The 13,909-nt window shown below is 68.9% G+C and carries 11 protein-coding genes; 8 read left to right on the forward strand and 3 right to left on the reverse strand.

Annotated features, from left to right (window positions below; all coding sequences use genetic code 11):
• Positions 1 to 20: 20 nt before the first annotated feature.
• Genes HOW07_RS10175 through manD form a run of 4 tightly spaced genes read left to right on the forward strand, consistent with a single transcriptional unit; the run spans position 21 to position 5,164 of the window.
• Complete coding sequence (locus HOW07_RS10175) at positions 21 to 878, forward strand: carbohydrate ABC transporter permease (RefSeq protein ID WP_175116848.1); 858 nt, start codon at positions 21 to 23, stop codon at positions 876 to 878.
• Complete coding sequence (locus HOW07_RS10180) at positions 875 to 1,939, forward strand: LacI family DNA-binding transcriptional regulator (protein ID WP_064295943.1); 1,065 nt, start codon at positions 875 to 877, stop codon at positions 1,937 to 1,939. The genes HOW07_RS10175 and HOW07_RS10180 overlap by 4 nt, the downstream gene beginning before the upstream one ends.
• 37 nt (positions 1,940 to 1,976) lie before the next feature.
• Complete coding sequence (locus HOW07_RS10185; protein WP_175116849.1) at positions 1,977 to 3,929, forward strand: cellulase family glycosylhydrolase; 1,953 nt, start codon at positions 1,977 to 1,979, stop codon at positions 3,927 to 3,929.
• Positions 3,926 to 5,164 carry a D-mannonate dehydratase ManD gene (gene manD, locus HOW07_RS10190; RefSeq protein ID WP_175116850.1) on the forward strand — a complete coding sequence of 413 codons (1,239 nt, stop codon included), beginning with the start codon at positions 3,926 to 3,928 and terminating at the stop codon, positions 5,162 to 5,164. Before HOW07_RS10185 ends, manD begins: the two co-directional genes overlap by 4 nt.
• 16 nt (positions 5,165 to 5,180) lie before the next feature.
• Here manD and HOW07_RS10195 read toward each other — a convergent pair whose 3' ends face one another.
• The gene (locus HOW07_RS10195) at positions 5,181 to 5,906 is read right to left on the reverse strand and encodes a FadR/GntR family transcriptional regulator (protein WP_064295946.1); all 726 of its coding nucleotides are present in this window, start codon (positions 5,904 to 5,906) and stop codon (positions 5,181 to 5,183) included.
• A gap of 148 nt (positions 5,907 to 6,054) precedes the next feature.
• On the opposite strand from HOW07_RS10195, the gene HOW07_RS10200 reads away from it, so the two are divergent.
• From HOW07_RS10200 to HOW07_RS10215, 4 genes are read left to right on the forward strand one after another with little or no spacing between them, the layout of a single operon-like run.
• A complete protein-coding gene (locus HOW07_RS10200; protein WP_175116851.1) occupies positions 6,055 to 7,626 on the forward strand; it encodes a carboxylesterase/lipase family protein in 1,572 nt (523 codons plus the stop codon).
• A gap of 51 nt (positions 7,627 to 7,677) precedes the next feature.
• A complete protein-coding gene (locus HOW07_RS10205; protein ID WP_175116852.1) occupies positions 7,678 to 9,378 on the forward strand; it encodes an extracellular solute-binding protein in 1,701 nt (566 codons plus the stop codon).
• Positions 9,379 to 9,382: 4 nt separating this feature from the next.
• Positions 9,383 to 10,360, forward strand: coding sequence for a sugar ABC transporter permease (locus HOW07_RS10210; RefSeq protein WP_064295949.1), 978 nt, complete (start codon positions 9,383 to 9,385; stop codon positions 10,358 to 10,360).
• Between the two features lie 5 nt (positions 10,361 to 10,365).
• Positions 10,366 to 11,334 carry a carbohydrate ABC transporter permease gene (locus tag HOW07_RS10215; protein ID WP_079003796.1) on the forward strand — a complete coding sequence of 323 codons (969 nt, stop codon included), beginning with the start codon at positions 10,366 to 10,368 and terminating at the stop codon, positions 11,332 to 11,334.
• Positions 11,335 to 11,421: 87 nt separating this feature from the next.
• On the opposite strand, the gene HOW07_RS10220 is transcribed toward HOW07_RS10215, so the two are convergent.
• Complete coding sequence (locus tag HOW07_RS10220) at positions 11,422 to 12,654, reverse strand: multidrug effflux MFS transporter (RefSeq protein WP_079000954.1); 1,233 nt, start codon at positions 12,652 to 12,654, stop codon at positions 11,422 to 11,424.
• A 40-nt stretch (positions 12,655 to 12,694) separates the two neighbouring features.
• Complete coding sequence (locus HOW07_RS10225; RefSeq protein ID WP_175116853.1) at positions 12,695 to 13,888, reverse strand: ROK family transcriptional regulator; 1,194 nt, start codon at positions 13,886 to 13,888, stop codon at positions 12,695 to 12,697.
• Positions 13,889 to 13,909 lie beyond the last annotated feature (21 nt).

Here is a 13,909-nt window from a genome sequence, read left to right on the forward strand (position 1 = left end):
CCGCTTCGACACAGGCCATCGTGCAGGCATCCCGTCCGAGTCGACGCCGCCAGCCCCACGGGCGGTCGAGCCTCTGGGTGGGCGGCATCTTCGCCTGGGTGTACGCCGTGCTCCTGATCATCCCCATCTACTACCTGCTCATCAGCTCGGTCAAGGACAACACCGAGATCTTCGGCGACCCGTTCGGGATCCCGCGGCAGTGGCTCTTCGAGAACTACCTCGGCGCCTGGACGAGCGTCGACCTCGGTCAGGCGCTCGTGAACTCCGTGCTCATCACCGCCGTCTCGCTCGTCCTCACCCTCGTGCTCGCGATCCCGGCTGCGTATTCCATCGCCAGGAGTCGCGGTCGGATCGGCGTCATCGTGGAACGGGTGTTCGCCGCAGGGTTCCTCATCCCGCAGTTCGCCGCGCTCGTCCCGACGGTCATCCTCTCCTTCTGGTTGTCGCTCTACGGCACGAAGGAGTTCCTGATGCTCTTCTTCCCGGCCACCGCCCTCCCGATCTCGGTGGTCCTCCTCACGCAGTTCATCCGGGCCATCCCGTACGAACTGGAGGAGAGCGCCCAGATGGACGGGGCGAACCGGTTCTCGATCATCCTGCGACTCATCATCCCGATGGCCGCGCCGGGCATCGTCACGGTGACCATCCTCAACTTCCTCGCGGTCTGGAACGAGTACCTCTTCTCCCTGCTCATCCTCGCGCCGGCGCCTGAGAACCGCACGATCCAGGTCGCGCTGCCGCTGCTCACGAGCCAGCAGAGCCCGCAGTACGGCCAGCTCGCCGCCGGCATCGTGATCACGCTGCTACCGGTTTACTTGGTCTACGCGGTCCTGTATCGACGGATGCAGGACGCCCTCGTGGATGGAGCGCTCAAATGACCGGTGGACCCGACGAACCGACCAAGGCCAGGGTGCGATCCCGGGCACCTCGACCGACGATGCACGACGTGGCGACCGCGGCGGGGGTGTCCGTCGGGGCCGTCTCCTACGCCTTGAACGGACGACCCGGGGTGTCGGAGACGACCCGCGCGAGAGTCCTCGCGATCGCGGCCGAACTCGGATGGGCCGCGAACCAGGCCGCGCGCAGTCTGCGGGGTGGCGGCACCAACACGGTCGGCCTCGTCATCGCGAGACCGGCTGAGACCCTCGGCGTCGAGACCTACTACATGCAGCTCATCGCCGGTCTCGAGGAGACCCTCGCGGCCAACGACTTCGACCTGCTGCTCCGAGTGGTCGCCGACGTCGACGCGGAGGCGCGCATCTACCGGGGATGGGGTGCATCGGAACGCGTCGACGGGATCATCGTCGTCGATCCGCGGACCGAGGACCCCCGCCTCGAGGTCGTCGTCGAGACGGGCCTGCGAGCGGTCGTCCTCGGTGACGCTCCGGACCGACCGGAGGTGTCCTCCGTCGTGGTCGACCACGGAGGGGCCACCGCGGACGCCGTCCGCTACCTGCAGGCCATCGGCCACCGGCGCATCACCCGGGTCGCGGGTCCCGAGCACCTCCGCCACGTCTCGGCACGCGACCGGGCGTTCGAGGACACCGCACACGAACTCGGCGTGGAGTCGTCGATCATCCGGACGGACTTCACCGCCGAGAGCGGTGCGTCGGCGACGCGGAGGATCCTCGCGCGGGCGGACCGCCCGACCGCGGTCATCTACGACAACGACGTGATGGCCGCTGCGGCGCTGCCGGTCGCCGCCGAGTTCTCACTCGCCGTTCCGCACGACCTCAGCATCCTGTCCTGGGAGGACTCGATGCTCTGCCAGCTGGCGACACCGCCGATCACCGCGATCCGGCGAGACGTCCGGGCATTCGGGGCGCTCGTCGCCGAAGCGCTCCTCGACCAGATCCGCACCGGTCGCCCGGTGCGCCTCGACGCCGCCCGCCCCGAACTCCTCCCGCGGGCGTCCACCGCCCCGCGAACCCTTCCGTGACCACGACGTCACGGAAGACGATCCAGAAGGAACCCTCATGAAACGACACTCCGCGAAATTCCCGACCCCGGACGGCGTCGACGCCCTGATCGGCGTCAACTACTGGTCACGCACCGGTGGTCCGCTCATGTGGCGGGACTACGACGGCGAGGTCGTCGCGCAGGAGCTCGAGCAGCTCCGCGCCCACGGCATCACGCACACGCGGAGCTTCCTGTACTGGCCGGACTTCCACCCGGAGCCCGATCGCCTGTCCGAGGAGATGCTCGCCCACTTCGCCGACTTCCTGCAGCGGCACACCGACGCGGGGATGTGGACGATCCCCACCTTCCTCGTCGGGCACATGTCCGCGCAGAACTGGGATCCGGCGTGGCGCGACGGGCGCGACGTCTTCTCCGACGTCTGGTTCGTCGGGCGCCAGGCCTGGTACATCCGCGAGGTGGTCTCCCGCTTCACCGAGCACCCCGCGATCGACGGGTGGCTGCTGACGAACGAGGTGCCGATCTACGCGGACTGGCGGTCACGCGGCATCGACACCATCGACGCCGAGGCGGTCACCGCCTGGGCACAGCTGCTGATCGACGCGGTGCGGGCCGGCGGCGGGACCCAGCCGGTGTCCGTCGGCGAGGGCGCCTGGGGCGTCGAGATCACCGGGAACGACAACGGCTTCCGGGTCCGTGAGCTCGAGCCGCTGATCGACTTCTTCGGTCCGCACGTCTACCGCATGGAGGACGACCCGGTCCGGCAGCACCTCGGAGCCGCCTTCATCTGCGAACTGCTGGACCTCGGCGGCAAGCCCGTCGTCATGGAGGAGTTCGGCGTCACGTCCGACTACGTGGACGACGAGAACGCGGCGCACTACTACCGCCAGGTCCTCCACGCGACCCTGCTCGGCGGCGCCACCGCCTGGATCCCGTGGAACAACGTCGACTACGACGCGTTCTCGGATCGCGAGCCCTACTCACACCACCCGTTCGAGATGCACTTCGGTCTCGTCACCGACCAGGGGGTCCCGAAGGCGCAGCTCCTCGAGGTCCGCGACTTCGCGGCCACCCTCTCGGAGCTCGACTTCCGAGGGCTCGAACGACCTGACACCCGCATCGGCCTGCTCGTGTCCTCGTTCCTCGAGTCGCCCTACGCCTTCACCGCCCGCGAGGACGGCCCGACCGTGTTCCAGGTGTCACGGCAGGCCTACGTCTCCGCCCGCACCGCCGACCTGCCCGTCGGCGTCGTCCGAGAACTGGACGGGCTCCCGGCGGACCTCGACCTCATCATCGTCCCGTCGACGAAGGCGCTCCTCGCACCCACCTGGGCGGAGCTCGAGCGCCGGGCGGCCGCCGGTGCCACCGTGTACGCCTCCTACTTCAACGGTATGCACGCGAATCAGCGCGGATCGTGGTGGCCGAAGCTCGACGACCTGTTCGGTGTCCGCAAACGCCTGCGCTACGGACTCATCGAACCCGTCCTCGACGAGACCGTCACGCTCGAGTTCCAGACGGACTTCGGCGGCATCGCCCGCGGCACCTCCCTCGCCTTCCCCGTCGGAGGCACGGTCGACGGCCGCTCGCACCTGCCCGTCGAACCGGTCGACGCCGAGGTCATCGCGACCGATCGGGACGGTCGGCCGGCGCTGCTCCGACGACGGGTCGGCAGCGGGTCGATGATCCTGTCCACCTACCCGGTCGAGTACTTCGCCTCGGCCGTGCCGCGGGTCAACCCCGAGCCGACCTGGGAGCTCTACGCGGCGCTCGCCGCGGAAGCCGGCGTAACACCGTCGGTCCGAGTCGACGACGCGCTCGTGATGGCCGGTGAGATGACCCACCGCGACGGTCGTCGATTCGTCTGGTTCATCAGTCAGAGCGACGAGACCCGCACGGTCGAGCCGGTCTCCGACGGCGGACTGGTGGACCGCGTCGACGGATCCTCCGTCACCACCGTGACCCTGCCACCGTTCGGGGTGGAGATCGTCGAGTACCGGGAGCAGCACCCATGAACATCGACAAGGCCGAGGTCATCGTCACGAGTCCCGACCGGAACTTCGTGACGTTGAAACTCACGACCGACGACGGCCTGACCGGCTTGGGCGACGCGACGTTGAACGGGCGCGAGTTGGCGGTGGTGGCGTATCTGTCCGAGCACGTGGTGCCGTTGTTGCTGGGGCGGGATGCGTCGCGGATCGAGGACACGTGGCAGTTCCTGTATCGGTCGGCGTATTGGCGTCGGGGTCCGGTGACGATGGCGGCGGTCGCTGCGGTCGATATGGCGTTGTGGGACATCAAGGGCAAGGCTGCGGGCATGCCGGTGTATCAGTTGCTGGGTGGGGCGTCGCGGACGGGGCTGCTCGCCTATGGGCATGCGTCGGGGAAGAGCAACGAGGAGTTGTTCGACAGTGTGCGTGAGCATCAGGCGCAGGGGTATAAGGCCATCCGGATCCAGACGGCGGTGCCGGGGTTGCAGTCGATCTATGGCATCGCGTCGAACGCGACGTTCGAGGGCAACACGGGTGTCCGCTACGACCATGAGCCGGCGCAGCGTGGCGGGCTGCCGAACGAGGAGGATTGGGACACGAGGTCGTATCTGCGGCATCTGCCGTCGGTGTTCGAGGCGGTGCGGAACGAGTTCGGTCCGGAGTTGCCGTTGTTGCATGACGGGCATCACCGGATGACGCCGATCCAGGCCGCGAAGCTCGGGAAGAGCCTGGAGCCGTTCGACCTGTTCTGGTTGGAGGACTGCACGCCGGCGGAGAACCCGGAGGCGTTGCGCCTGGTGCGGCAGCACACGACGACGCCGTTGGCGATCGGGGAGATCTTCAACACGGTGTGGGACTACCAGCAGATCATCCGCGAGCAGCTCATCGATTATGTGCGTGGTGCGGTGACGCACATGGGTGGGATCTCGCATCTGAAGAAGACGTTGGACTATGCGGCGCAGTACCAGATCAAGTCGGGCATGCACGGGCCGACGGACATCTCCCCGGTCGGCATGGCCGCCGCGATGCACCTGGGCTTGTCGATCCACAACTTCGGCATCCAGGAGTACATGAAGCACGGAGCGAAGACCGACGCCGTGTTCGAGCAGTCGTACACGTGGGAGGACGGCATGCTGCACCCGGGAGACCAGCCCGGCCTCGGTGTCGAGTTGAACGTGGACGAAGCGGGCAAGTACCCGTACCAGCGGGCGTACCTGCCCTACAACCGTCTCGCCGACGGAACCGTCCACGACTGGTGACCCCGGCGACGCCCCGTCAGCGGAGGCCGAGGAGCGCAGCGACGCGGTGGCGCAGTCCGGCCCGGACGAGCCGGGCGTGCTCCCGCGCCGCCGTCCGGGCCTCGTCGACCTGACCGGTGGCGATCGCCTCGAACAGTTGCTCGTGGACGGCGAGCGAGTCCTGGGCCGCTTCGTCGCGGACCAACCTGCCGCCGTATGCGGAGCGCTGCGTCGAGACCAGGGCGCTCTCGATGCCGTCGAGCAGGAAGGAGAGCACCTCGCTGCCGGCCGCGTCGACGAGCGCCGCGTGGAATTCGCCGTTGGCGACGCCGAGGGCGTCGCCGGATTCGGCACTCCGCATCCGATCGAGGGCGGATCGGGCCGAGTCGACCGCGTGCGAGGCCGACGGGGAGGATTGCTCGGCCGCCCGCTGCGCGACGAACTCGTCGAGGAAGTCCCTGATCTGCGCGAGCTCGATCAGACGCTGGGGATCGCGGCGGACCAGGGCGCCGAGCTGGATGCCGAGCACCTCGCTGGTCGGCCGGGTCACCGTGCCGCGGCGCCCACGGCCCAACTCGATGAGCCCTCGGCCGCTCAGGACCTTCAACACCTCTCGGACCGTGGCGCGGCTGATCCCGTAGCGCTCGGAGAGTTCGGATTCGCTCGGGAGCTTCGCGCCGAACTCGAACTCGTCGGCGAGTTCCCGCTGCAAGTCGTCGGCGATGTCCTCGACCCGAGACTCGGTCCCTCCGGTGTGATCCATGCCGTGAAGGTATCAGACAACTTTTGGCCCGAGTGAGTAGCTGGACAAAGGTGTCAGACATCTTTTGGCGTGTTTGGGGCGTCATTCGGCGATTTTTCGGCCAAGCACCTTGATTTAGTCGGGCTACTTGGAGAATCTTCCCGAGAAGTTGCTTGACAACTTTGACCGCTGGGCGGAGGATCGATCCATCAACGACGATGGGAGTCAGGTGTTCGAGTACGTCACATCACTGGGCCGGGTGCGCGGCGAGCGGATCGACACCCCGGACGGCGCGGCGGTCGCGGTCCTCGGGCTCCCGACCGCTCGGGTCGCAGCCCGGTTCCAGCCGGCGGTACGGCCGGACGGTTGGCGCGGTGTCCGCGCAAGCGCTCAAGGCCCGATCGCCTGGCAGGACGCGGGGCGGGCCGGAGGGGCACCGATGAGCGAGGCCGACAGCCTCACAGCGAACGTCTGGCTCCCCGGTGAACGCGTCGACACCCCTCGACCGGTCCTCGTCTGGGTCCACGGCGGCGCGCACCTCTACGGCTCGAACGCGCACCCGCTGTGCGACGGTGCCCGCCTCGCCGCGGCGCACGGGATCATCGTGGTGTCGATCGCGTACCGGCTCGGCGCACTCGGCTCGCTCCGCCTCGACCACCTGCTCGGCCCGGAGTATGTGGACGCCGGCAACCTGGCGCTCCGCGACACGCTCGCCGGCGTCCAGTGGGTGCATGACGAGATCGCGGCCTTCGGGGGCGATCCCGCACGCATCACCGTCATGGGGCAGTCCGCCGGCGGCGTGGCCGTCGCCACGTTGCTCGCCGAGAGCTCCGGCGACTCTCCCTTCCGTCGGGTGATCATCGAGAGCGCGACGGCCGAGCGGGTGCACACGCTCGACGAAGCGGCCGAGGTGACCGATGAACTGCTGGTGGAGCTGGCCGGCTCGGACGCCGACCCTGGCGAGCTGCTGCGCACCGGTCCGGCCGAGCTCGTCGCCGCCCAGGAACGGATGGTCGATCGGTGGCGTGCGACCCGGCGGGGGCCCGGCATCCCCTTCCGGCCCGTCATCGACGGGCGCTTCGTCCACGATGTACCGCTGCGGTCGATCGCAGCCGGCGCCGGCGCCCACATCGACGCGATCATCGGAACGAACCGGAACGAGGCGAGCGGATACGTCGACCTGCTCCGCCTCGCGCCTGCGGAGGCCCTGGCCACGCTCGACCGCGAACTCCAGGCCGACGGTCGAGGCGGAACCGCCGACGCCTATCTGGCTGCCTGCGCTGCGGACGACGGGCGGGTGCTCGATCCGGTCGAGGCGCTGGAATCGTACGTCTCCGACCGGCTCTACCGACGGCCGGTGAGCCGTCTGCTCGACGCGCGTTCCGGTGCGGAAGGGAACACCTTCGGCTACCTCTTCGCCTGGAGCCGACCGGACACGCCCACGTGGGCCCGCCGCTCCGGTCACTCGCTCGAGCTGCCGTTCGTGTTCCGACACCTCGACGACAGCGCCGCGGCCAGGGAGGAGCTCGGCGCCGAACCGCCGTTCGAGCTCAGCGAGCGGATGAGCGCGGGATGGGCGGCGTTCGTCGCCGCGGGGGACCCGTCCTCCCCGGATGCCGCGTGGCCGGCGTACGGTCCCGAGCGCTCCACCCGCGTCCTCGACCGTCGGAGCCGGACCGTCCATGACCCCTTCGCCGCCCGTCGGCGCTTCACCGAAGCCTCCCCAGTGCTCACCGCCTGATACCTCGACACAACCGTTCCAGCGACACATCAGCTTCAGAGGAGAAGACAGATGTCACACACGAACCCCCTGCACGACGTCCAGCTCACCCGCCGCACCGCGCTCGGCCTCGGTATCGGCGGTCTCGCCGCCATGGCCCTCGCGGCGTGCTCGCCGGGTGGCGCGAGCACCCAGGCCGCGCGATCCGAGCTCCTGCTGCCCACGTTCCGAGCGCAGCGCGCCGCGGACGCCACCGCCATCGTGAGCCAGGTTGCCGGGGTGCAACCGGTCTACACCTCGTACCCCGCGAGCTACTGGACCAGTGTCGCCGCGGCGCCGGGCCGGGGCGGCGAGTTGAAGACGTTCCAGATGCTGTACTTCTCGCCACCCGCACCACTCGAGTCGAACCCGTTCTGGCAGGAGCTCAACAAGCGGATCAACGCCGACTTCAAGCCGAGCTACGCCTCCGGCGACAACTACGACGCGAAGGTCGCGACGACGCTCGCGGGCGGCACGCTGCCGGACATCATGTACCTCCGAGACGAGGTCCCGGCGGTGCAGCAGGCGATCCAGGCCGGTGCATTCGCCGACCTGTCCGACGCGCTGGGCGGCGACGCCGTCCTCGAGTACCCGAACCTGGCGAACCTCGAGACCCATGCGTGGCGGAACTCGGCGAAGGGCAACCGCATCATGGGCGTCCCGCGCACGAGCCCTCGCGTGACGGCGTGCCCGGTCATCCGCACCGACCTCATGGAGGCGGTCGGTGTGACCGGTCAGCCGGCCGACGCGGCGGCGTTCGCGGACGTCCTGGCGGAGATCGCGAAGCTCGGCGAACACGCCGGCCGTCGCGTGTGGGCGGTCGGTGGCCTCGGCACGGGTCAGATCCAACTGCTGTCGCGCTGGATGTTCGGCGCGGGCGCGGACTGGACGCTCGGCTCCGGCGGCTCGCTCGTCAACACGATCGAGACCGACGAATTCGAGGCGACCATGGAGTACCTGGCCGATCTGTGGAAGCGGAACGTGTTCCACCCCGACGCGATCGCGCTCGGATCCGACTCCCAGCGCAGCAAGGAGAAGCAGCTCTGGCTCGAGGGCCAGATCGCCTTCGAACTCGACGACCCGGCCTGGCTCTCCTCGCAAGGCATGCTGCAGGTCGAGGAGTCGACGAGTGGCGCCCGCGTCGGGTACCTGACCCCGCCCGGCCACGACGGCGGGGACATCGTCGTACAGGCGGGACCGGGCTACGGTGGCTTCGACGGGATCTCCGCCTCCGCGGCCAAGGACCCGAAGCGCCTGGCGGAGCTGTTGCGGTTCCTCGACTGGTGGGCTGCGCCGTTCGGCACCGAGGAGAACCTGTTCATCGGCGGTTCCGGTCTGGAGGGCTACAACTACACCTTCGGGCCGGGCAAGCAGATCGTCTCGACGGGAGACGCGACCGCCCTCGCCAACCTCCAGGGCCTCAAATGGCTGGGCGTCACCGCACCGCCGTACATCATGCTGAACAACGAGAACGCCGGGCGCGCCGACGGGCTCGTCGCGCAGATGGAGTACCTCACGAAGGCCGCCGTCGACAGCCCGGTCGTCGGCCTGACGTCCACCACTCAGACGAGCCGTGGGGCCCAGCTGACCCAGATCAACGACGACTACCGCAACAAGATCGTCTCGGGCAAGCTCTCGGTCTCCGCGATCAAGGACTGGCGGTCCGACTGGCGGAAAGCCGGTGGCGACCAGGTCAAGGCCGATTACCGCAAGCTCCTCGACGAACGGAAGTGACGTCATGACGCAGCTGCAGACCAGGTCGGCGCGCTCCGCCGCCCGCGATCGTCGTCGAGAGGACGCGGCCCGCCGGCACCGCACCCCGCTCGGGACCCGGATGCGTCGCGAGTGGCGGATGTACGCGCTCATCCTGCCCGGGCTCCTGTTCTTCGTGCTCTTCGCCTACGTCCCGATCCTCGGCAACGTCGTCGCCTTCCAGGCGTTCTCGCCGTTCCTGGGGATCGAAGGCTCACCGTGGGTGGGCTTCGACAACTTCGTCCGCATCGTCAGCGACCCGGAGGTCGTTCGGGCAGTGGTCAACACGATCCAGATCGCCGTCCTCCAGATCGTCTTCTCCTTCCCTGCACCGATCCTGCTCGCCCTCCTCCTCAACAGCCTGTTGTCATCCCGCGTGAAGCGGGTCGTGCAGTCGATCGTCTACCTGCCGCACTTCATCTCCTGGGTGATCGTGATCTCCATCTGGCAGCAGATCCTCGGCGGCGCCGGACCGGTCGCCGGGCTGTTCGAGTCCCTCGGCGTCGACGGCGTGAACATCATGTCGAATCCGGACACCTTCAAGCTCCTCGTGACCTCGCAGGTCATCTGGAAGGACATCGGCTGGGGGACCATCATCTTCTTCGCGGCGATCGCGGCGATCCCGCAGGAACTCTACGAGGCCGCGGCGGTGGACGGCGCGAAGCCGTGGCGGCAGACGTGGCACGTGACCCTGCCGGGGCTCGTCCCGGTGATCTCGCTGCTGCTGGTCCTGACCGTCGGCAACGTGCTGACCGTCGGGTTCGAGCAGCTGCTCCTGCAACAACCGATCGTCGGCGCGGATGCTGCGCAGGTCATCGACACCTTCGTGTACTTCCGAGGCGTGGTCGGAGGCGACTGGGGGATCTCCGCAGCCGCAGGACTTATCAAGGGCGTCATCGGCACGCTCCTCGTGCTGGGCGCGAACCGTCTGGCGAAACGAATGGGAACGGAGGGGGTCCTGTGACCACCATGACAGCTCCGGAGACGCCGACGTCGCCGATGGCATCGGAAGCCGCGGGCAGCGCTCGCCCACCGCGGACCAAACGTCGGCGACGCGGTCCCGCGAGCGACCGACCGGCGTGGATGGGGCGCCCCTCCGTCCCCGTTCAGGCGCTCAAAGCCCTCGTCATCGGCTTCATCGTCCTGGTGATGCTGTACCCGTTCGTCTACATCATCGCGATGAGCTTCGCCTCGAAGGACGCGCAGACGAGCGGCTTCCTGCCGACCTCGTTCTCGCTGGACGCGTACCAGGCGATCCTCGCCGGCGACATCGTCACGCGTTCGCTGCTCATCTCGGCCTTCGTGACGATCGTCGGGACGGCGCTCTCGCTCACCTGCACCGTGATGTTGGCCTACGGGCTCAGCCGCACCAGGCAGGTCCCCGGCTCGCGTGCGATTCTGCTCCTCGTCGTGTTCACCATGTTCTTCGGTGCCGGGATCATCCCCAACTACCTGCTGATGAAGAACCTCGGCCTGTTGAACACCCTGTGGTCGCTCATCCTCCCTGGCCTGATCTCGGCGTTCAACATGGTGGTCGTGCGCAACTTCTTCATGAGCATCCCGGCGAGTCTCATCGAGTCCGCGCGCATCGACGGCGCGAGCGACTTCCGGATCCTCTGGAAGATCGTCCTGCCACTGTCGCGCCCCGTGCTCGCGGTCGTCGGGCTCTTCGCCGCCGTCGGGTACTGGAACAGCTACTTCAGTGCGCTGCTCTACATCAACGACTCGAGCCTGTGGCCGGTGCAGGTCGTGCTGAACCAGTACGTCATCCAGGGGTCCGTCCTCACCGACATCATCGGTTCGGACGTCCCGACACCACCGTCCCAGTCGGTGCAAATGGCGGTCGTGGTCCTCGCGACCCTGCCGATCCTGATCGTCTACCCGTTCATCCAGCGCCACTTCACGAAGGGCATGCTGACCGGCGCGATCAAGGGGTGATTCCCTGATCCGATTCCGAACGGACCGCGACACCCCGGACCCTCCTGGTCCGGGGTGTCGTTTCGTGGTGTGCTGTAGCCGTGCGCCTCAGTCGATGGGGTCGAGTCGTCCCGGCCGGACGACGACCCACAGGATGACGATCGCGGCGAGCTGGCCGACCACCATGACCGCGGCCACGGGTGCGGCGCTCGTCACCCCGATGAACCCGGCGATCGGGGTGGCGAGCGCGCCGAAGCCCTGCCGGGTGGCGTTCAGGAGACTCGCCGCGGTGCCGGCGTCGCCGCCGTGGCGGGCGAGCGCGAGGGTCTGGATGCAGGGGGTGTTCACACCGAGGAAGAAGGTGAACGCCCAGAGGAACACCATGATGCTCACGAGCGGCCCGACGGGCAGGAGCCCGATCAGGAGCAGCCCGATGGCGGAGAGCCCGAGACCGGCGGTGGACAGCATGACGATGCGGCGAGGTTCGATGCGATGGGCGATGCGGACCCCGAGTTGCGTGCCGAGGAGCATCATGAGCGCGTGCGAGGCGAAGACGAGACCGTACTGCAGTTCGCTGAGCCCGTAGACCCGTTGGAACAGGAACGAGGAGGCCGCGAGATAGCTGTACATGCCGGCCCACGCCAGTGAGGTCACGAGCACGAGCCCGACGAAGGGTCGGTCGGAGCCCACCCGCCGCATCGCCGAGGCGCGAGCGCGCAGTCCTCCGGGGTGCCGGCGTTCCGGAGGGAGCGTCTCGCCGATGAGGACGAGCACGAGCAGCCCGATGGCGAGTCCGTATCCGGCGAGGGAGGCGAAGACGCCCCGCCACTCCATGACCTCCAGCAACAGCGACCCGAACAGTGGCCCGACGGCGATGGCCATCCCCGAAATGAGCGACATCGACGCCAGCATGCGCATCATCGACAACCCGGAGTAGAGGTCGCGCACGATGGCGAGCGCGATGACGCCCGTCGCGGCCGACGCCGCGCCCTGGAGCACGCGAGCGGCCACCAACATCTCGACCGAGGGCGCGAGGGCGCAGGCGATCGAGGCGGCGACGTGGACGACGGTGGCGATGAGCATCGGCTGGCGCCGACCGACTGCGTCGCTCCAGGGGCCGGCGAAGAACTGTCCGAAGACCATGCCGATCATCGCGCCCGTGAAGGTGAACTGGATCGACGGCTCCGAGACGCCGAACGTGCCCGCGATCTGCGGGAAGGCCGGCAGGTAGATGTCGATCGTGAAGGTGCTGAGTGTCTGCAGCAGTCCCAGCGCGATGACGTACGCGATCCGTCGGCGTGCGAAGTCGTCGGCCGCCGGTGCCGCGTCGCCCGCGCTCATCGCCGGTGTCCCGTCGAGGACACCGGTCGGATCGCGCGGCTCATGCGGTCGCTTCGCGGGCGGTGAACCCGAGTGGGTCCCGGAGGAGCGCGGCGAACGCGACGTCGCTCGCCCCCGCGAGGAGCTGGCTCTCGCCGAGCCGCGGTTCGACGAGGCGGGCCGGGCTGCGCAGCGCGGAGATGGTCTCGTCCGAGAGTCGCCGTCGGATCGCGCCGTCGCCCTGGGCGAGCAGCAGACTGAAGAAGCCGCCCATGACGACGATCTCGGGGTCGTAGATGTTGGTGATGACCCGGATCGCGGTCGCGACGTACTCCAGCTGCCGGTCGAGGGCGCCGGCGGTCCGGGCGGCGGATCCCTCGGCGAGCGCGGCACGGAGGTCCGCGAGCGCGACCGAGGCGGCGCCGGTGGCCGCGGCGATGGCGTGCGAGGAGACGACGGTCGTGAGACAGCCGACGTTGCCGCAACTGCACACCGGTCCGTCGGGGGCGACGAGCAGATGGCCGAGGCGGGCGACGCCGCCGTTCGCGCCTTGCAGGATCCGGCCGTCGACGAGAGCCGCCGCCCCGATCCCGCCGGGGCCGCCGTAGAGGTAGACAGCGTCGTCGGTGTCACGGGCCGCGCCCCAGTGTCGTTCAGCGGCGAGCCCGACGGCGGCGTCGAAGGCGACCCGGGAGGGGATACCGGTCGCGTCCTGCAACAGCGAGGCGAACGGCACGTTCCGCCACCGCAGGTGCGGCGCGTAGACCACGTCCTCGCCGGTCTTGTCGACGCGGCCCGGGGTGGCAGCGCAGAGCGCGACCAGGCGGGAGTCCGGTAGGGCCGCATGCAGCTCGCCGACGGCTTCGGCGGTCATCACGGCGGCCTCGTTCGGGGTGACCACCCGCTCGCTCGGACGGAAGGTCTGCGCGACGATCCGCCCGCCGAGGGCGCAGAGGGCCACTCGGACCCCGTCGACGTCGGGGTTCACGGACACCGCGAGGAACCGATCCGTGGGGACGACGACGGGGGAGGGGCGCCCGACCCGGGTCGCCGGGGGAGCGGCCTCCTGGCGGACGACGCCGGCGAGTTCGAGGTCGGAGATGACGGTCGCCACCGACGAGCGGGAGAGACCGGTGCGCCTGGTGATCTCCGCTCTGGAGAGGCCACCGTCGCCGTGGACGAGTGCGAGGACGGCGGACACGTTCCGCCGTCGGATGTCCTCGAGGGTGTGCCCGGAGGGGGTTCCGATGCTCATTGGGTCCTCTCGACGGGGTTC

This window comes from Plantibacter sp. MCCC 1A11337 (genome assembly GCF_013349365.1).
Classification (GTDB): Bacteria; Actinomycetota; Actinomycetes; order Actinomycetales; family Microbacteriaceae; genus Plantibacter; species Plantibacter flavus_A.

Coding starts and splice junctions, on each gene's coding strand:
- HOW07_RS10180 (WP_064295943.1), top strand. CDS start 875: ATGACCGGTGGACCCGACGAACCGACCAAGGCCAGGGTGCGATCCCGG.
- HOW07_RS10185 (WP_175116849.1), top strand. CDS start 1,977: ATGAAACGACACTCCGCGAAATTCCCGACCCCGGACGGCGTCGACGCC.
- manD (WP_175116850.1), top strand. CDS start 3,926: ATGAACATCGACAAGGCCGAGGTCATCGTCACGAGTCCCGACCGGAAC.
- HOW07_RS10195 (WP_064295946.1), bottom strand. CDS start 5,906: ATGGATCACACCGGAGGGACCGAGTCTCGGGTCGAGGACATCGCCGAC.
- HOW07_RS10205 (WP_175116852.1), top strand. CDS start 7,678: ATGTCACACACGAACCCCCTGCACGACGTCCAGCTCACCCGCCGCACC.
- HOW07_RS10210 (WP_064295949.1), top strand. CDS start 9,383: ATGACGCAGCTGCAGACCAGGTCGGCGCGCTCCGCCGCCCGCGATCGT.
- HOW07_RS10215 (WP_079003796.1), top strand. CDS start 10,366: ATGACAGCTCCGGAGACGCCGACGTCGCCGATGGCATCGGAAGCCGCG.
- HOW07_RS10220 (WP_079000954.1), bottom strand. CDS start 12,654: ATGAGCGCGGGCGACGCGGCACCGGCGGCCGACGACTTCGCACGCCGA.
- HOW07_RS10225 (WP_175116853.1), bottom strand. CDS start 13,888: ATGAGCATCGGAACCCCCTCCGGGCACACCCTCGAGGACATCCGACGG.